Here is a 19,349-nt window from a genome sequence, read left to right on the forward strand (position 1 = left end):
ATGAGAAAAGTTGCGCCTGGTCACTACACAGCCTTAGCCGCACGGGCAGCGTGGAGTTTTTTGTAGCTTTCGATCAGGCGCAGATGTTTATCCAGGCCTTCCAGCTGCATATTGGTTGGAGTAAGCCCGTAGAAGCGCACACTGCCTTCGACTGAACCAACAACCGCATTCATAATCTCTTCGCCAAACATGCGCTGGAGATTAAACAGGTAATCACTCAACTCAAGCTCGTCATCCAGAGTGATCTCCAGCACGGCATTCACAGCTCGATAAAACAGCCCACGCTCAACCGTGTTGTCGTTGAACTGGATAAAGGTCTCAACCTGCTCAAGCGCTTCTTCGTAACGTTGCAGAGCCAGATTGATCAGCAGCTTTAATTCGAGAATGGTTAGCTGACCCCAAACGGTGTTTTCGTCGAATTCGATACCAATCAGGGTAATAATATCCGTATGTTCATCGATCTGGCTCTCGTCCAGCCGTTCAACCAATGCACTCAATTGCTCATCGCTCAGTGAGTGAAGATTGAGAATATCTTCACGGTAATCCAGAGCTTTATTGGTGTTATCCCAGATCAGATCTTCGACCTCGTAAACTTCAGAATAGCCGGGTACCAGCATGCGGCAAACGGGAGCGCCCAGATCTTCAAAAACCGCTGTGTACACTTCTTTGCCCATGTCTTCAAGAATACTGAACAGGCAGGCGGCTTCTTCCTCGTTGGTACCCGAGAAGTCCCATTCATTGAATTCATAGTCGGGCTTGGCACTGAAGAAACGCCAGGAAACAACCCCGCTGGAATCAATAAAGTGCTCCACATAATTGTTTGGCTCAGAAACTGCGAAGCTGTTAAACGTCGGTGGCGGCAAATCGTTCAGGCCCTCAAAACTACGCCCCTGCATCAATTCTGTAAGGCTGCGTTCCAGCGCCACTTCCATAGTGGGGTGCGCGCCGAAGGAGGCAAAAACACCGCAGGTTTTCGGATTCATCAAAGTGACGCAGGCCACCGGAAACTGACCACCAAGAGAGGCATCTTTTACCAGGACCGGGTACCCCTGAGCCTCCAGCGCCCGAATACCCTCGAGAATACTTGGGTATTTTTCCAGCACGTGCAAAGGCACATCAGGCAATGAAATTTCTTCCTGGATAATCTGTTTTTTGACCGCTCGTTCAAAGATTTCCGACAGACACTGAACCTGCGCTTCCTGTAACGTGTTACCGGCACTCATGCCGTTGCTGAGAAACAGGTTTTCGATCAGATTCGAAGGAAAGTACACCTCTTGCCCATCGGAGTGGCGCACAAACGGCAATGAGCAAATTCCGCGTGCAACATTGCCAGAGTTGGTGTCGATCAGGTTAGAGCCGCAAAGCTCGTCTTCCGGGTTATAGATGGCCAGGCAATGGTCATCCAGAATCTCTTCTGGTAGCTCGTCATTGGACCCCGGCTTGAACCATCGCTCCCTCGGGTAATGAACGAAATCGCTATTGGCAATTTCTTCACCGAAGAACTGATCGTTGTAAAAGAAATTACAGTTAAGGCGCTCAATAAACTCACCCAGCGCCGAACACAGAGCACTTTCTTTGGTGGCACCCTTACCGTTGGTAAAGCACATCGGCGAAGCCGCATCTCGCATGTGCAGTGACCACACGTGAGGCACTATGTTGCGCCAGGACGCGATTTCAATCTTCATGCCCAGATCCGCCAGAATGGCGGTCATGTTGGCTATGGTTTGCTCCAAAGGAAGGTCTTTACCAGCAATGTAGGTACTGGCGCCGTCCTCCGGTTTCGCGATCAGCAGGGCTTGTGCGTCGGCATCCAGGCTATCCACCAATTCAATCTGGAAGTCCGGACCGGTTTGCACAACTTTTTTAACGGTACAGCGATCGATTGATCGAACTATGCCCTGGCGATGCTTTTCGGAAAGATCTTCAGGCAACTCTACCTGGATCTTGAAAATCTGTTTGTAGCGATTTTCAGGATCCACAATATTGTTCTGGGACAGGCGGATATTGTCGGTTGGAATATCCCGCGCCAGGCAGTACACCTTCACAAAATAGGCAGCGCACAACGCTGACGAAGCCAAAAAGTAGTCAAATGGACCGGGTGCCGAGCCGTCACCTTTGTAGCGAATAGGCTGATCGGCAATCACCGAGAAGTCATCAAACTTGGCTTCGACTCGGAGGTTGTCGAGATAATTGACGTTGATTTCCATTGCGAGGGTACCCGGTTTGTAGATTTCGGCGCGCTTCGGCCATGCAGGGCCGCCATTATAGACTTTACGCTGCGTCACTCATACCTAGTACCAATCACTACCCTGGCCCTGGCTACGCACTCACTCAGCTGGGCGAGTAACTACTGGCCGGAAGATCCGCCACACCCGTTGCAATTTTTCTTTCGGCAGAATCACCAGCAGGTTGCCGGCAAGCACCAGCGAGACGCCGGCAACCGCCTCTATAGTCCAGTGGTAATCTTCGAATACCGTAGAGAGCGCAAGTGCCACGATCGGGAAAAGCACCATGCAGTAGGCTGCCCGCTCCGGCCCTATTCGCCCGAGCAGAGTAAGGAAACTGCCGAAGCCCAGTACCGATCCAACCAGGGCCAGATAAACCAAAGAGCCCGTATAGGTCCAGGTGGTGTCGAAAACAAACGCCTCGCCCCTGCCCCAGGCAATGAGCGCCAGTGTCAGGGCGCCATAAGCCATGCCATAGGCGTTGCTCTGCATGACAGGCAGTTTTGCAGACTGGTTGCGGGCCGAGAGCATATTCCCGAACGAAGTGATAAAAGTTCCTACCAGGCTAAGGATGATCGCGCGCAAGGTCGTGCCATCTGCGTCCAAAGCGCGAACTTCCGGTAAAAATACCAGGCAAATACCCACAAGCCCCAGAGCTGCCCCGCCGATAACTGCCCGGGGCACGCGATTGCCAAAAAACAGGGCACCATTGATGATGTTCATCACGATAATTGTGGAGAACACCACCGCAATCAATCCACTCGTGATGTCGGCAGAAGCCTGATAAACCAGCATGTAGTTGAACCCGAATAACATGAGGCCCTGGCCCGCCATCCAGAGATGCTGACGAAATCCGAACCTCATATTTCTCCGCGTAAGGCTGCACCAAAGCATCAACACCAGCGCAGACAACCCGAAGCGGTAGGCAATGGAGACATCGCCCGGGACCTCACCGAGTTGCAGGGGTATCGCTATAAACGTCGATCCCCAGATCAGAACGGTGGATAAGTAGAGTACAAAGGTATTCGTCAGCATAGGTAAAACAGCCTGCAACCATGATCAGTAACCGGCCAGGTTTTACGAACCGCCGATCCAACATTCAGAAAACTCATTGTCCTACTTATAGTTATCTTGCTCAACAGTTTTTACACTGACATACGGCGACATTCAGGACAGGAAAAGATGAGCTGGGAGAGGGGCTCAGAAGGAGATTCCGGGGCACGGAAACCGTGCCCCGGAGGGTTTTACTCAGGCTTATAAAGGCGCTGGATACTGGAGAAATCCAGCGCTCCATTGCCCTGCCCTGCGTGGAGCTCAAACAGGTTTCGTGCGAGAGAGCCCATGGGAATCGCTGCGTGGCTCTTCACGGCGTTATCGAACGCCAGGCCAAGATCCTTGTTCATCAAATCAACAAGAAAGCCACCTTCGTATCCCCGTGAGGCAGGCGCTGCTTCCATGACTCCAGGCCAGGGGTTATAAACATTCAATGCCCAGTTACCACCAGAGCTCTGCTTCATGACTTCCGAGAGAACTGCTGGATCCAGACCGTTTTTCACACCCAGTGCAAGGGCTTCACTTGTGCCTGCCATCAGGATGGCCAAAAGCATGTTGTTGCAGATTTTGGCAACCTGCCCCGCGCCATGATCGCCGGCATGGAAAATGTTCTTGCCCATGTCCTCAAGTATTGGCTTCGCTTTATTGAAAGTGCCTTCATCGCCACCGCAGATAAAGCTCAGAGTGCCCGCTTTGGCACCACCCACACCGCCTGAGACCGGAGCATCAAGGAACGGAATGTGTTTGGCCTCAGCCTGCTCAGCCACACCGCGAGCGGTTTCCGGAGAGATAGTAGACGAATCAATAACCAGAGTGCCTTCGGGCAGCGCAGCCAGCAAGCCATCTTCACCCAGATACACAGCTTCGACGTGCTTGCCTGCCGGCAGCATGGTGATCACACATTCTACGCCCCTGGCGGCTTCATGGGCCGTAGCCGCGGTTTTTGCGCCTTCGGAAACCAGTGCAGCAACCGCATCTTTCGACAGGTCAAAAACGGTTACATCGTGCCCGGCTTTTACAAGGTTGCTGGCCATAGGGCCACCCATGTTGCCAAGGCCAATAAAGGTAATCGTTGCCATAATCATCCCCTTGTTTTTGTATTCGGTTGAGTAGGCCGCTGCTCGTATCAAGCCAGGCGGCCTGTTTGGCTAATTTGTGAAAAAGCTGTCAATCCACTCGCTGTCCATTTCCGCCAGCGAAGCGTAACGCCAGCGCGGCTGCTTATCCTTGTCGATAAGGAGCGCACGAACACCCTCGGCAAATTCTCCTTTACTCAGGCAGTTGACCGACAATGTCAGCTCCTTGGCCAATACTTCGCTGAGGCTATCCTGGCGGCAATTGCGCAGGTGCTGCCAGCACAGTGCCAACGACGTGGGTGAAGCGGCTTCCAATGGGCGGGTTGCCTTACCAAGCCAACCTTCAGCACTCGAAAGCTCCTTCATCTGTGCAACCATATCGGTAAGGCTGTCCGCATCGGTAACACGATTAATCTCATCAAAATGAGTTCGTACGTGAGACTTGGGTAATTCACTCGCGCTTTGATTTTCGTGCTGCCGGAGCACGCTGCCGACCACGGCAAAAGCGTCTTTGTCCTGCCAGTTCTGAGCAACCAGGTCAGCAACGACTTCAGCTTTCAGTTCGTGTTTGATGAAGCGATCGGCAAGGCCCACGAACAGCGCATCGGCTGCGTTCATGCGGGCGCCGGTCAATCCCAGAAACAGCCCTGTGCGGCCGGGAGCCCGGTTCAGAAACCAGCCGGCCGCAACATCCGGGTATAGCCCGATACTGCTTTCAGGCATAGCCAACATGGATGCTTCCGTCACCACCCTGTGGGAGGCGCCAGCCATGATGCCAATGCCGCCACCCATAACAATACCGTGGCCCCAGCACACCACAGGCTTGGGAAACGAGTGGATAAGGTGGTCCATCTCGTACTCTTCTGTAAAAAAGGCTTCGCCTTCGCTTTTACCGCCCACGCTCTGTGGTTCGGTCATACTGCGGTAAAGCGCCACAATATCGCCGCCGGCACAAAATGCCTTGTCGCCTTCGGCCTCGATCCAGACAGCACGAACTCGGTCGTCATCGGCCCAGCGCTTGAGCATGGGGGTCAGCATCCGAATCATCTCGAGGGAGAGCGAGTTAAGCGCTTTAGGCGTATTTAGCCGGGCAACGGCGATCAAGGCGTCGTCAGCGGTTTTCCACTCTTCAAAAACAATCGGTTGATGGCTCATATCAAATCCTTGGACCGGTAGGTTTCAGCGGTTTTTCCATTCCGGTTTACGCTTTTCCAGGAAGGCATTCACGCCTTCTTTCTGGTCTTCAGTTGAAAACAGTTCAACAAACAGCTCGCGCTCCATACGCCAGCTATCGGAATGGCTGCGACCGTCACGGGAGCTCATTACCAGAGTCTTGCAGCGCGCGACCGACGACGGGCTTTGCTTGCAGGCCATGTCCGCCAATTCCAGCGCCTTTTCCAGGCTCTTCCCACTGGCAACTACTTCTTCAACCAGACCGATTTGCAGCGCCTTATCGGCCTTCACCCGCTCACCACACATAATCATGCGCTTGGCCCAACCTTCACCTACCAGCCACGGCAGGTTCTGGGTGCCGCCAGCACACGGCAGCAAACCAACAGACGCTTCCGGCAAGGCCATCTGGGCATGTTCTTCTGCAATCCGGATATCACAGGCAAGTGCGCATTCCAGTCCACCGCCCATGGCGTACCCGTTTACTGCAGCAATCGAAACGCCGCGAAACTCTGTCAGTGCCGCAAACGCTTCTCCAAAGAGCTGAGCCATCTGGTTGGCACGAGCCTTGTCGCCATCAGCAAAGGTTTTAAGATCTGCACCGGCAGAGAAAAACTTCTCACCTTGCCCGGTCAGAACCAGAGCAAAAATGTTGGTATCTTCATTAAGCTCACGAACCGTTTTTGTTAAAGCCGGTAAGGAGTCCGCGGTCCAGGTATTGGCTGGAGGATTATTGATGGTAAGAACCGCAATATGGCCACGTTTTTCGAGCTGAATCAGATCGCTCATCTTGTTTCTCCTGTTATTGTTGCGGTTTATTGAATGGCCTCGGCCACACCGTTGTCCAGCACGCGGCGGGCAACAATCAAGCGCATGATTTCGTTGGTACCTTCCAGGATCTGGTGCACGCGCAGGTCGCGCAAGAAACGCTCCAGAGGGTATTCCCGGATATAGCCATAACCGCCATGCAGCTGAAGTGCGTCATTCACCACGTCAAAGCAGGCATCGGTTGCAAAACGTTTAGCCATGGCACAGTGCAGTGTGGCTTCGGTATCGCCGCTGTCCAGCTTGAACGCCCCCAGGCGAACCATCTGTCGGGCAGCCACGAGATTGGTTGCCATATCTGCCAGCTTGAACTGCAACGCCTGGAAGGCGGCCAAAGGTTTGCCGAACTGTTCACGCTCGTGCATATAGTTGCGGGCTCTCAGCAGCGCAGCTTGCGCTCCGCCGAGAGAACAGGTGGCAATATTGAGGCGGCCGCCATCGAGGCCTTTCATGGCAATGGCAAAGCCGTCACCCTCTTCACCTACCCGGCTGGTTGCGGGAACACGAACGTTTTCAAGATTAATCGTGCGGGTGGGCTGGCTGTGCCACCCCATTTTCTCTTCGTTCTTGCCGTAGGAAACACCTTCGGCATCCGCGGGAATCACGAAGGTCGAAATACCTTTGGCTCCGGAATCTGCTGCACCGGTGCGCGCCATCAGCACAAGAATGTCGGTATCACCTGCCCCGGAAATAAAAACCTTGCTGCCGTTGATCACATAACTGTCGCCATCACGAACAGCCTTGGTTCGGAGATTCGCTGCATCAGAACCGGCACCCGGCTCAGTCAGGCAGTAAGAAGCAAGCTGCTCACCACTGGCCAGTTTAGGCACAACCTCCTGTTTGAGATCATCAGAGGCGAAGCTCGCAACCATCCAGGTTGCCATATTATGGATGGTTATAAACGCAGCTGTGGAGGGGCATGCAGCTGCGAGCTCTTCCACGATAACAGACGTATCCAGCCTCGAAAGGCCCATACCCCCAAGCGCTTCCGGGGTGTAAATCCCCATGAAGCCCATTTCACCGGCTTCTTTTAAAACATCTACAGGGAAAATATGCTCGTCATCCCATTTGGCCGCATGGGGCGCCATGGATTTTTCAGCAAAGGTACGAGCCGCTTCACGGAAGGCCAGCTGGTCTTCAGTCAGATTAAAGTCCATCGTCAGGCTCCAGATTAAAAGGTCCTGGGTCACGCGGAATGAAAAAGGGGCCGAAAACAGGTTTCGGCCCAAGTCATCCCACCGTCAACGCAATTAACGCAACTGAATAGAGAAGTTGGCTTCCGCTGTCGCCTCACTGGAGAACCAGCGTGACGTAACAGTTTTAGTCTCAGTATAGAAGCGCACGGCCTGCTTGCCGTAAGCGTGCTGATCACCGTAGAAAGACCCCTTCCAACCGGTGAAGGAGAAGAACGGCAGGGGCACAGGAATGGGGATATTCACGCCAACCTGACCGACTTCAATTTCATGCTGGAACTTGCGGGCTGCGCCGCCTGAACTGGTAAAGATTGAAACACCGTTACCGTAAGGGCTGTTGTTGATCAGGGTAATGGCGTCTGCCAGGCTTTCCTCTTCCATGCAGGTCAGTACCGGACCGAAGATTTCCTCGTTATAGATGTCCATCTCGGTGGTCACGCCTGAGAACAGGGTGGGGCCAACCCAGTTGCCGTTCGGCAAGCCATCAACTGTGCAGCCACGACCGTCCAGAAGCAGGTTGGCGCCCTGAGCTTCGCCAGTGGCAATGAGTGATTCAACGCGATCTTTGGCTTTGGCAGAGATCACCGGGCCGTAACTGGCACCGGAATCATTCCAGGCACCCGGGCGAACTTTTGCCATGGCTTCTTTCAGCTCCGGAATCCAGGCCTGCGCTTCACCGACAAACACAGCTACGGAAATAGCCATACAACGCTGGCCTGCCGCACCTACAGAAGCACCTACCAGGGCATTGATAACCTGCTGCTTGTCAGCATCCGGCAGGATAACCATGTGGTTCTTGGCACCGGCGAAGCTCTGAACACGCTTCATGTTTTGAGTGCCAGTCTCGTAGATATAACGGCCAACCGGCACGGACCCTACGAAGGACACTGCTTTGATTGCAGGATCAGTCAGCAGCACATCCACTTGCGCCTTACCACCGTGCACTACCTGCAGAACGCCTTTCGGTGCGCCGGCCTCTTCAAACAGTTCAGCAAGACGCATCGGAGTCAGCGGATCCTGCTCGGACGGTTTAAGAATAAAGGTGTTACCGCAGGCAATCGCCATGGGGAACATCCACAACGGAATCATCGCAGGGAAGTTAAACGGGGTGATACCTGCGCAAACGCCCAGCGGCTGGATCCAGGAATGGGTATCCACTTCACGCGCTACGTTTTCAACCGTTTCGCCCATCATCATGGAAGCTACGTTGGCTGCGTGCTCAACTACTTCAATGCCACGCCACACGTCGCCTTTGGCATCATCAAATGTTTTACCGGTTTCCTGTGACAGGATCTCAGCAATTTCATCGTGGTGCTGTTTCAGTAGGGCCTGGTAACGCAGCATTACGCGGGCACGCTCGGAAACCGGAACTTCTTTCCAGGATTTGAATACTTCACCGGCAGTATCGATGGCTTTGCGCATTTCAGCGTCTGTGGTACTGGGTGCCCGGGCGATCACCTCGTTGGTGGCCGGGTCGGTAACGTCAATCCATTCGTTGGTCTGGCTCTGAACAAATTCACCTGCCAGGTACAGTGGAACGTTCTTCATCTTGAGATCCCCATTTGTTGTTGTGCGAGATTCGGGCCAAAGCATCGGGGCTTCAGCAATGTATGGGTAAGACCATAGCACGCTACCCGGGACTTGAAGATTGACTAAATTTCGCACTTGATGGACTATCTTTCGATTACCAAACAACACACGACTGCGAAAACCATGACACAGACCTCCATGTGGCCGGTACCGAGGGACAGCATCCGTTACGTGGTACCAGCCCCCATCATCAGGCTTTTGTCTGAACACCCGCTTACCCGTGACCTGTATCCGCTGGCTTTCGGTCACTACCGACGAGCCGCAGGCCATCACATGCATCGCGAACACCATCGCGACAGTCTTTTGATCTACTGCACCGAAGGAAAAGCCTTTCTGAACGTGAAAGGTGAGCCCTACACCGTCGAAGCAGGGGATCTTCTGTTGCTGCCGGCCGGCGCCAGCCACAGATACACCGCCGACCCCGACAACCCCTGGACGATTCACTGGGTGCATTACACCGGGCCACTGGCAGGTGAGTTTCACAAGTACATGGGGTTAAACGATTCGACCCCAATCCGCCATCTGGGGCGACAACCACGCCTTTTGGTTGACTTTAACGGGTTGCTTTCAGTTCGCCAGACAGGTTTCCGCGCCCGCGGACTAATTCATGCGGCAAACCGCTTGCGGCAGCTGCTGGCAGCCGTTCCGATCAGCGTCGATGAAACCAGCCATGAGCGGCAGGCCGAACTCGAAACCATCAATAATTATATGCGCGAACACCTTGATGAACGAATTACTCTGGAACAGCTTGCGGATCTTGCCGGGCTTACCCCGACCCACTTTGCGACTCGCTACAAGGAGCAGACAGGAACCTCTCCCATTCAGCATTTTCTGCACCTGAAAGTAGAGAGAGCCTGTCAGATGCTCGACACCACAAACCTGAGCTTTACAGAAGTCAGCCACCGTCTTGGTTATGACGATGCCTACTATTTCTCCCGCCTGTTCAAAAAAGTCATGGGACAGTCACCAAGGGACTATCGACTTGCTTCCAGACATTAACCCGTACAGAGGGTTAGTTATCAATCTTCCGCGGCGTGCAACTTTTGTTGTGGATATTAAACCGCTAGTCTGAGTATCAAAAGCAACAACAAGAGCATATTGATGGCTACACATACCTTTGAAATTGATGAGACCTTCAACATACCGCGCAGCAGGGTTTTTGCGCTGTTTGCCGACCATCACCGCTTCGGAAAGCTTCTCGGGGCGCCAGTGAAGCGGATAAAGGACAGTAACCAGGCAGACCCTAACGGCCTCGGTTCCGTTCGCAAGCTTGGCATCGGCCCAGTCGGGCTAGAGGAAACCATAACCTGCTTTGAGCCCGACTTGCTGATCGAGTACACCATCACCAGCTTTAGCCCGATTCGAAATCATCTGGGCCGCATCCGCTTTGAAGATACACCGGAGGGGCTCACTCGCGTGCGCTATCGCATCTCATTTGACGATCTTGTGCCGTTTACCGGCAGACTCGTCAGTGCCGCCCTGGAGAATGCCATCCGGCGTGGAGTCAGGCAGGTACCCAGGCTGGCATAATCCGGGCTCATAAAGGACACAAAACGTTACTTGATGGATCTCAGATAATTGACCTGACGCAATGGTTGTTTTTCGTCAATTTTGTAATCTCCGCGCAACTGGCAACATCCGGCCTTCCAAGCCGACACTTACCCTGCGGAGTTCAAAATGGCAAACGAGCCAATTATTCTTTTTGATAATGGGCACCACAAGTGTCTGATGTTCGATTCTCTGGTGACCGGTGAGGGCGTCCAGTCCAATCAGTTTCTGATCGTTGACGGCAAACACGAAGCGCTGATCGACCCGGGTGGGGACCTTACCTATACTCCGCTTGCGATGGCTGCATCCAAGTTCATGAACATCAAGGACATGGACTATGTATTTGCCTCGCACCAGGACCCCGACATCATTGGAGCCATTGACCGTTGGATCGTCCATACCAGCGCGAAGATCGTGACATCGAAGCTGTGGGCCAGATTCCTCCCCCATCTGGTCTCCAGTTACGTTACCAATCAACTCAGCGGCAGTGTTTACGATCGCATTGTCAGCATCCCGGATACAGGCGCCAACGTAAGATTCGGCGAGTCCTACCTCCAGTGTCTGCCGGCCCACTTTATGCACTCTGTAGGAAACCTGCAGTTTTACGATCCGGTCTCGAAAATCCTGTTTTCCGGCGACCTCGGCGCATCGATAGGTGCTGAAGACGACCACATGCCCGTAAGCGATTTTGATCGACACATTCCCCACATGGTCGGCTTTCATCGGCGTTATATTGCCTCACAAAAGGTGTGCCGGTTGTGGGCGAACATGATTCGGGACATGGATGTATCCATGATCGTACCCCAGCACGGGAAACGGTTCGAAGGCCCCGCAATGGTGGATCGATTTCTGAACTGGGTCAGCAATATTGAGTGCGGCATCGACCTGATGGCCCAGGACAATTACCGCCCTCCCGTCGATTACGTCTGAGCACTTGGGGGCAGTCCAGCAAATAGGCCTGTCCCAAATCGCTATTCTTGCGTAAAATCCTGCCTTTTCTCCAGCAAGTAAAGGGCAGCGCAAAATGGGCAGAGCCTACCAGAACCGCAAAGAATCCATGGCCAAGACAGCTCAGGCCAAAACCAAGGTATACAGCAAATACGGGCGCGAAATTTACATGAGCGCCAAATCCGGCGGCACAGACCCGGATGGCAACCTATCCCTGCGCGGTCTTATAGATCGTGCCAAAAAAGATCAGGTGCCTAGCCACGTTATCGAAAAAGCCATCGATAAAGCCCGGGGTGGTGCCGGCGAGGATTATTCACCCGCCCGTTACGAAGGCTATGGCCCGGGTAATTGCATGGTGATTGTGGATTGCCTCACCGACAACCCTAACCGCACCTTTGGCGATGTTCGTCTGGCCTTCACCAAAACCAAGAGCAAGATCGGCACACCCGGCACGGTCGCCCACATGTTTGATCACAGCGCGATATTCGTGTTCAAGGGTCAAGACGAGGAAGCTGTGCTTGAAGCACTGATGGAAGCCGACGTCGACGTTACGGACATAGAGAATGAAGATGGCCAGATCACGGTGTTTACCCCAAACACCGAATACGCCAAAGCCCGCGAGGCACTGACAACCGCTTTTGCCGACATTGATTTCGACGTCGACGAGATCCAGTTCCTGCCAAAAACCACCACGCCTGTGGAAGGCGACGACATTCCCATGTTTGAAAAATTTTGCGACATGCTGAATGAACTGGACGATGTACAGAACATTTTCCACAACGCGGAATTACCCGACCAGTGAGCCAGCCCAACCCAAGAGTGGTGATCCTTAAAACGGGCAGCACCTACCCGGCCATCAAAGACCAGTTCGGTGATTTCGATGAATGGTTCGTGCGCGGGCTCTCGCCCGGGCTCGACATTACCGTGCTCAATACGGACGCAGGAGAGTTGCCCGGAGACCCAGCCGACTGGGACGGAATTGTTGTGACAGGCTCCCCGGCGATGGTCAGTGACCGTGAACCCTGGAGCGAAAAGGCCGCCGAATGGCTGGCCCAGGCCGTAGACAAGGCTGTTCCTTTGCTCGGTGTGTGTTACGGGCACCAACTTCTGGCCCACGCACTGGGCGGTGAGGTTGGCTACCACCCAGACGGTCGGGAAAGTGGCACGCATAGCGTCGCGCTGCTGGAAAGCGCACAGGATGACCCGCTGTTCCGCGGCATGCCAGGAAGCTTCGACGCCCAGCTAACCCACAAACAATCCGTGCTGCGCCTGCCCAAAGACGCCATTCTGCTTGGCCGTAACGAATTCGAACCACACCAGGCGTTTCGGGTGGGTAAATTCGCCTGGGGTGTGCAATTTCACCCTGAATTTTCGGCGGCCATCATGAAGGCCTATCTCGGCGTGCAGGCACCGGACCTGGAGCGTGAAGGGCTTGATTCACAGGCCATGATCGACTCGGTTACCAGTTCCCCTGACGCATCCGGGCTTCTGGAACGCTTCTCCGCACTGGTCACTGAGAACCGAACCAGCTAATACCGAATCGCAAGCACTGGAGCCGTATGTCTCTGAAGGTATTGTTCGCACTCGTTGTTCTGACACTTATTGGCATAGGCTTTTACCATAGCTATAAGCCCCTGCCCCATGGCATCAGTTACAACGGTGACGACCACCCATTGCACGATGCGGTGCTGCTGACGGATTCCACTTATCATTACAGTGATGGGTCAGAAACGCGCGACCATGAAATCTTCGACGAAATACTGCGACTGGTCAGCCAGGCCAGATCCTTCGTTCTTGTCGATATGTTCCTCTACAACAGCAGCAGCCCGGAGGACGTTGAACATCGGCAGCTTTCAGAACAGCTTACCGAAGCACTGATCCAGCGAAAGGCAGAACAGCCGAAGCTGGAGATTATTGTTATCTCTGACCCGCTGAATACGCTTTACGGAGGCTCCATTTCTCCCTGGTTTCAAAAGCTGCGCGAGGCAGGCATTCCGGTAACAGAAACCAATCTGCGACCGCTTCGTGACAGTAACCCGGCCTGGTCAGCCATCTGGCGGCTATGCTGCCAGTGGTTCGGAAATAATTCAGACGGAGGCTGGCTGCCGAACGCTCTGGGAACAGAGCCAGTTACCATACGCAGCTACCTTGCACTGCCCAACTTCAAGGCAAACCACCGGAAGGTTTTGGTAACGGATGAAGGCAACCGGCTACGCGCCCTGGTAACGTCCGCCAACCCTCACGATGGCAGTAGCCGGCACAGCAACACAGCCATCAGTTTTACGGGCCCGGCGGTAACCGACATTCTGAAAACAGAGCAAGCTGTATTGGCCCTGTCGGACCAGGCCAACCCCAGCCTGGACACCCTGATCAACGCACCAAATACGAGCCAACCAGCAAACCAGAGCGACGCCGGCAGGATAGCGGTTAAAACAGAATCAGCCATTCTGGACTCTGCGCTCCAGATGATTTCCGAAGCCCAAAGTGGCAGCCAGTTGGATCTCGCGTTCTTCTACCTCTCACACCGGGAAATTGTTGGTGCCCTGCTCGATGCTCACCACCGCGACGTGCATGTGCGTGTGCTTCTCGACGCCAACAATGAAGCCTTCGGCCATCAGAAAAGCGGCATACCCAACCGGCAGGTCGCCCTTGAACTTCACAGGGCGGGCATCCCCGTGCGCTGGTGCAACACTTTTGGTGAGCAGTGCCACAGCAAATTACTGATCCTGCGCCCTCTTACCGGCCATACCGAGCTGTTGCTTGGCTCAGCAAACTTCACACGCCGCAATCTCGATGATCTGAACTTGGAAACTGATGTGTGGGTTTCCGTCCCAGCTGATTCTGAGGTAGCCATGAAGGCTGTCGATTTCTTCAAACGGCAGTGGCAATCCGGCCCTGGCAGCGATCCTGTCATGAGTCTGCCCTACGAGCGCTGGGCAGATGATTCAACACTGCGTTACTGGCGCTACCGCTTGATGGAAGCAACCGGGCTTTCAACTTTCTGAACCAGTACGTCTGCATTCTCTGGTTGTATAAGCCTTAGCTCCCCAGAAGGCTTAACCTACCTCCTGTCTGACCCATCAGGCTTCGCTTGGTTTCCCGCCCGGAATCACCTATGCTCCTCTACGTCAAACCTAACAAAAACAAGGGGATAATAATGTTAGATAAAGCTGCTCGACCCATGGTCAGCCTGGTGGATAAATATCTGCCAGACCCATATATTTTTGTATTGATTCTATCCCTGTTCGCATTCATCGCAGCCATGGTATTTGAAGGCCACGGCCCGATGGCAGTGATCGAAATGTGGGGTAACGGTTTCTGGAACCTGCTCACTTTCTCGATGCAGATGTTGCTGGTTCTGGTTACGGGGTTCATGCTTGCCAGCACCCCGTTTGTTCGCGGCATACTGAACCGAATTGCTGCAGTTGCCAGCACGCCAGGCCAGGCGATTGTTCTGGTTACCTTCGTAGCGCTTATTGCTAGTTGGATTAACTGGGGGTTCGGCCTTGTAGTTGGTGCTCTCTTTGCGAAAGCTCTTGCCCGGCAGGTCAGGGTCCACTACCCGTTATTGATCGCAAGTGCCTACTCCGGTTTTATCGTCTGGCATGGCGGTCTCGCCGGTTCAATCCCTCTGGTGATCGCGACCGACGGGCACTTCACCGCCGATGTGATCGGTGTGATTGGCACCGGCGAAACTATCTTTGCGTTTTTCAACCTTGCGATCATCGTGGCGCTGTTTATTGTTGTTCCTCTGGTAAACCGCTTGATGCTGCCCCCTGAGAAAGAGAGCGTCTATGTCGACCCCGCCGTCCTGGATGACGAGCCCGATACCCGCGTTTCTATTCACCGGCCGGCTGATCACCTGGAAAATAGTCGGACATTGGCCTGGCTCATTGGTTTCAGTGGTCTCGCGTTTATCTTTCAGTACTTCATGGACGGTGGTGGCCTGAACCTGAACATAGTCAATTTCATGTTCCTGTTCCTTGCAATTATCCTGCACCAGACGCCGAAGAGGCTGCTCGACAGCTTGCATGAAGCGGTGAAGGGTGGTTCGGGTATCGTTATTCAGTTCCCGTTCTATGCCGGCATCATGGGAGTGATGACCGCCTCGGGCCTGGCTGCCAGCATTTCCTCCGGTTTTGTCTCCATGGCAACAGCTGAGAGCCTGCCATTCTGGAGCTTCATCAGCGCCGGGCTGGTGAACATTTTCGTACCCTCTGGGGGTGGTCAGTGGGCGGTGCAGGCACCTGTCATGCTGCCAGCAGCTCAGGAGCTTGGTGCAAGCATTCCACGGGTGGCCATGGCCGTTGCATGGGGCGATGCGTGGACCAACCTCTTGCAACCCTTCTGGGCGCTACCTGTACTCGCCATTGCAGGGCTAAAAGCCAAAGACATTATGGGATACTGTCTCATCCTGCTGATAATCACGGGCGTGATCATCAGTGTCGGCCTTACCTGGCTATAAAGGCTCAAGGGAAACAACCGGGGACATATGGTCCCCGGTCTCATAAAGGCTTATGAAAAATGGCGACATCTTTTCTTGGCACCGAAAGGACCCAGCCCAAGTGATCGGCTATCTGGGCCAAAGTCTTCTCCCGATAAAACACAACATGTGTGGGGTCCCTACGGTAATGCCAGTTATCAAACCGTTCGTCACAGGTCTGAAAACACGTCATTACACCAAGCCACCCGCCGGGCTTTAACAAGCCGTCCAGTTGACGCAACACCTTTGCCGGCCGATGCAGGTGCTCGACCACTTCGGTACAGGTAATGAAATCATACTGGCGACCCAGCGCTGCCTGAGAAGGGTAGAAAAAAGGGTCGTAAAGTTTTACCTCCATTCCCGCTTCGCGCAGCATGCCAGCAAGGGCTGGCCCTGGCCCACAGCCGAAATCCAGCCCCAGAGCGCCCGGCTGAATGCGCTCAAGCAGAGGCACCACAAGCTTGTTGAGGAAGGCCCGGTAACCCGGATCCGCCGGATCATTATCATGAAGATTATAAACGGTCTGCTCTTCTTCAGACGTAAGCCAGTTAGCCTGCGCCATGATGGTTGCCTCGCAGTGCGGGCAACGCAGATATTCCCGCCCTTGCACTACACGAAAGCGCGTCAGCCTGCCCTGCCCGCAAACACTGCAGGCCGAGCCTTCACATAGAATGACCTCGGCCATCATGGACGATTTGCGTAAAATGTCTCCAGAGCACTGGAAAACGCTTCCAGGAACTCTGTTGATGTTTCGGGACTGAAGGCCAGATATACCGGTCCGACGCTAACGGGCCTCTCAGAAGCCTTTATTTTATAGACAATATCCAGCCGTTCCGCCTGAATCCCGGCAACATACCGGTTAGCCAGTATGGCGTCGAGCCGCCCGAGCAGCAGCATCTTCAGTCCCGACTCGATAGAGGGCATTTCTACTCGTTCAAAATGGAGTGCAGACGCGATCTCCGGTGAGTAGGTGTAGCCGGGGGAGACACCAACCCTCATACCTTTCAATGAGTCCAGGTCTTCATAGTCAAAAGTATGGTCCTGTTTCGTATAGACGGCTGTTTCACTGATCAAAAGGGCCTTCTCCGGGAACCGGAACACTTTCTCTCGCTCGGGCGTTATGCCAATACCAACAATGCCGTCACGCTCGTTCTTCAGAGTCAGACGTTGAGCTCGCTTCCAGGGCACAAAGTCCAGTTTTACGTCATACCCCATACTCTCGAGCACCTCTCTTGAGATCTCCCAAAGGACACCACTGGGACCTTGCGGGTTATCGTCAATTAGCCCTGGCCACTCCTCAGTCACCAAATGAATCGTCTGCGCCGAGACCGGAAGCGCAATCACGAGGCAAAGGGCGGCACAGGCTTTGAAGAAATTCAGCGACCGGATAAAGCGACGGGGGCTCATGGTTCAGAACGACCTTAAAAACGGATGTTTACAACCTGAAAGAATGACAGACTCCACGCCAAAGCACCAACCGTCTGGCTGCGAGAGTGGCAGTCGCCTGTTATGATGCCAGCACCCAGATACGCAACCGGATAATCGATGACAAGTAATCACTCTACGCGCCTTAATAAATACATCAGTGAAAGCGGCATGTGTTCCCGCCGGGAGGCAGATCGCTACATTGAACAGGGCAATGTCTATATTAATGGCAAGCGGGCCAGTGTCGGAGATCAGGTATTACCGTCAGACACAGTCAGAGTAAACGGCCAGGTTATCGAACCCCGCGCCGAAGAAGACCTGGTGTTTATTGCCCTGAACAAGCCAGTGGGCATTGTAAGCACCACCGACGACACGGAAAAATACAATATTCAGCGCTTTGTTGGCCACAGCGCGCGGATATTTCCGATCGGCCGCCTCGATAAGGACTCCCAGGGGCTGATTTTCATGACCAGCAATGGCGACCTGGTGAATAAAATCCTGCGCGCCGGCAATAATCATGAAAAAGAATATTTGGTGACAGTCGACAAACCAATCACCAAATCGTTTATTGAGGGTATGGCGGGGGGCGTTCCAATTCTCGGCACCATGACCAAAAAGTGCAAAGTGGTGCAAGAGAGTCGTTTTGTATTTCGCATAACACTGGTGCAAGGACTGAACCGCCAGATTCGTAGAATGAGCGAACATTTCGGGTTTGAAGTCACCCGGCTGGAACGTGTTCGCATTATGAACATTAACCTGAAAGGGCTTGCTGTGGGCCAATGGCGGGATCTTACGGAGAAGGAGCTGGCCAGTCTTTTTGAAGCAATTCGTGATTCAACTTCTGATGCCGTAACGGATAAGCCTGCCGCAGTTAAAAAGAAACCTGCCCGAAAACCCAGCCGTTCATCCGATCAATCCTCACGGCCACCGGAATCAGGTCGCAAAGGCAGGCCTAAAGCTCCGGGAGCCAGGCCGAAACCACCAGGAGGGCGGCCTGAAACCGGCAAAAAACCCAAATCATCAAAGCGCCCCAAAGCCGGAAAACCACGACAACGCAGCGTTAAACGATAAGCAGGGCCGAGCGTTAAGGGGCTGCGCTCTTATTCGGCAGGCGTTGGCCGCACCAGAATTTCGTTTACATCCACATGGGAAGGCTGAGACACCGCGTAAATAACAGCGCGGGCGATGTCGTCTGGCATCAACGCATGCGCCGGTTGTTTATCGAAAAATGGCGTATCAACCATCCCTGGCTCTATCAGGGTGACCCGCACCCCAGAGCCGCGCAGTTCTTCCCGAACGCCATAGCCAATCGCGGAAACAGCCCACTTCGTTGCGCTGTACATTGAACCTGGAATCGTCACTCTGCCTGCGGCAGAGCCTGTCAGTAACAAGTGCCCCTTGCTTTCCCGAAGAGTTGGCAGGCAATGCTGAATGGTCAGCCCGACCCCGTAAATATTGGTAAGAATCATATCTTTCCATACTTCGGGGTCAGCTTCGCTGAAACCGCCGGGCTCCCCTCCGCGACCAGCGTTGGCAAACACCGTGTCAATGCGACCGAAGGTCTGCAGGGCCTGCTCGACCATCGCTTTCTGGTCATCAGCGCTCTGCACGTCGCACTCTACAATCAATACCCTGCTGTCACCGCCGAGCTCCGCCTGCAAGGCTTTCAATTTGTCGGCCGAGCGTGCTGCAAGCACAAGCCTGTAACCTTCTTTGGCCGCAGCCCGGGCCGTTGCCGCACCAATGCCTGAAGATGCACCGGTGATCAACATTACCGGGTTTTTCGAGTGGCTATCCGCCATAAGCTTTATTC

18 protein-coding genes are annotated in these 19,349 nt (G+C 53.9%); 8 read left to right on the top strand and 10 right to left on the bottom strand.

Translation table 11 applies throughout. The features are described 5' to 3' along the window. Positions 1-23 precede the first annotated feature (23 nt). The 7 genes from Q4501_RS02520 to Q4501_RS02550 form a co-directional block, all read right to left on the bottom strand. Positions 24-2,207 (bottom strand): OsmC domain/YcaO domain-containing protein, encoded by a 2,184-nt coding sequence (locus Q4501_RS02520; protein WP_303594350.1) that lies wholly within the window; start codon positions 2,205-2,207, stop codon positions 24-26. A 120-nt stretch (positions 2,208-2,327) separates the two neighbouring features. Further along, positions 2,328-3,260, bottom strand: a complete 933-nt coding sequence (locus Q4501_RS02525; protein WP_303593888.1) for a DMT family transporter — start codon at positions 3,258-3,260, stop codon at positions 2,328-2,330. A 209-nt stretch (positions 3,261-3,469) separates the two neighbouring features. Beyond that, a complete protein-coding gene (gene mmsB, locus Q4501_RS02530) occupies positions 3,470-4,357 on the bottom strand; it encodes a 3-hydroxyisobutyrate dehydrogenase (protein ID WP_303593890.1) in 888 nt (295 codons plus the stop codon). A 69-nt stretch (positions 4,358-4,426) separates the two neighbouring features. Next, the gene (locus tag Q4501_RS02535; RefSeq protein ID WP_303593891.1) at positions 4,427-5,509 is read right to left on the bottom strand and encodes an enoyl-CoA hydratase/isomerase family protein; all 1,083 of its coding nucleotides are present in this window, start codon (positions 5,507-5,509) and stop codon (positions 4,427-4,429) included. Between the two features lie 24 nt (positions 5,510-5,533). Then, complete coding sequence (locus tag Q4501_RS02540; protein WP_303593894.1) at positions 5,534-6,313, bottom strand: enoyl-CoA hydratase; 780 nt, start codon at positions 6,311-6,313, stop codon at positions 5,534-5,536. A gap of 26 nt (positions 6,314-6,339) precedes the next feature. After that, positions 6,340-7,506 carry an acyl-CoA dehydrogenase family protein gene (locus tag Q4501_RS02545; RefSeq protein ID WP_303593896.1) on the bottom strand — a complete coding sequence of 389 codons (1,167 nt, stop codon included), beginning with the start codon at positions 7,504-7,506 and terminating at the stop codon, positions 6,340-6,342. Positions 7,507-7,599: 93 nt separating this feature from the next. Further along, positions 7,600-9,090, bottom strand: a complete 1,491-nt coding sequence (locus Q4501_RS02550) for a CoA-acylating methylmalonate-semialdehyde dehydrogenase (RefSeq protein ID WP_303593898.1) — start codon at positions 9,088-9,090, stop codon at positions 7,600-7,602. A gap of 165 nt (positions 9,091-9,255) precedes the next feature. On the opposite strand from Q4501_RS02550, the gene Q4501_RS02555 reads away from it, so the two are divergent. From Q4501_RS02555 to Q4501_RS02585, 7 genes are all read left to right on the top strand, one after another. Continuing rightward, on the top strand, positions 9,256-10,131 hold the full coding sequence (locus tag Q4501_RS02555; RefSeq protein WP_303593900.1) for an AraC family transcriptional regulator: 876 nt from the start codon (positions 9,256-9,258) through the stop codon (positions 10,129-10,131). 102 nt (positions 10,132-10,233) lie between these two features. Next, positions 10,234-10,662 (top strand): SRPBCC family protein, encoded by a 429-nt coding sequence (locus tag Q4501_RS02560; protein WP_303593902.1) that lies wholly within the window; start codon positions 10,234-10,236, stop codon positions 10,660-10,662. Positions 10,663-10,809: 147 nt separating this feature from the next. Next, complete coding sequence (locus Q4501_RS02565) at positions 10,810-11,610, top strand: MBL fold metallo-hydrolase (protein ID WP_303593904.1); 801 nt, start codon at positions 10,810-10,812, stop codon at positions 11,608-11,610. Positions 11,611-11,704: 94 nt separating this feature from the next. Beyond that, on the top strand, positions 11,705-12,430 hold the full coding sequence (locus tag Q4501_RS02570; protein ID WP_303593906.1) for a YebC/PmpR family DNA-binding transcriptional regulator: 726 nt from the start codon (positions 11,705-11,707) through the stop codon (positions 12,428-12,430). Further along, on the top strand, positions 12,427-13,161 hold the full coding sequence (locus Q4501_RS02575; RefSeq protein ID WP_303593908.1) for a glutamine amidotransferase: 735 nt from the start codon (positions 12,427-12,429) through the stop codon (positions 13,159-13,161). Before Q4501_RS02570 ends, Q4501_RS02575 begins: the two co-directional genes overlap by 4 nt. A gap of 26 nt (positions 13,162-13,187) precedes the next feature. Next, positions 13,188-14,633 carry a phospholipase D family protein gene (locus tag Q4501_RS02580; protein ID WP_303593910.1) on the top strand — a complete coding sequence of 482 codons (1,446 nt, stop codon included), beginning with the start codon at positions 13,188-13,190 and terminating at the stop codon, positions 14,631-14,633. Positions 14,634-14,785: 152 nt separating this feature from the next. Next, a complete protein-coding gene (locus tag Q4501_RS02585; protein ID WP_303593912.1) occupies positions 14,786-16,093 on the top strand; it encodes a short-chain fatty acid transporter in 1,308 nt (435 codons plus the stop codon). Between the two features lie 40 nt (positions 16,094-16,133). Here the strand turns inward: Q4501_RS02585 and Q4501_RS02590 are convergent, their stop codons facing one another. Both Q4501_RS02590 and Q4501_RS02595 read right to left on the bottom strand, forming a co-directional pair. After that, positions 16,134-16,799, bottom strand: coding sequence for a class I SAM-dependent methyltransferase (locus Q4501_RS02590; protein WP_303593913.1), 666 nt, complete (start codon positions 16,797-16,799; stop codon positions 16,134-16,136). After that, positions 16,796-17,518, bottom strand: coding sequence for an ABC transporter substrate-binding protein (locus Q4501_RS02595; RefSeq protein WP_303593914.1), 723 nt, complete (start codon positions 17,516-17,518; stop codon positions 16,796-16,798). Before Q4501_RS02595 ends, Q4501_RS02590 begins: the two co-directional genes overlap by 4 nt. 138 nt (positions 17,519-17,656) lie before the next feature. Between Q4501_RS02595 and rluF the strand changes: the two genes are divergently transcribed. Further along, on the top strand, positions 17,657-18,607 hold the full coding sequence (rluF, locus tag Q4501_RS02600; protein ID WP_303593916.1) for a 23S rRNA pseudouridine(2604) synthase RluF: 951 nt from the start codon (positions 17,657-17,659) through the stop codon (positions 18,605-18,607). A 29-nt stretch (positions 18,608-18,636) separates the two neighbouring features. On the opposite strand, the gene Q4501_RS02605 is transcribed toward rluF, so the two are convergent. Beyond that, entirely contained in the window at positions 18,637-19,338 is a 702-nt protein-coding gene (locus Q4501_RS02605; protein WP_303593917.1) for an SDR family oxidoreductase, read from the bottom strand. Positions 19,339-19,349: the final 11 nt, after the last annotated feature.

The organism is Marinobacter sp. 2_MG-2023 (assembly GCF_030546935.1).
Lineage (GTDB): Bacteria > Pseudomonadota > Gammaproteobacteria > Pseudomonadales > Oleiphilaceae > Marinobacter.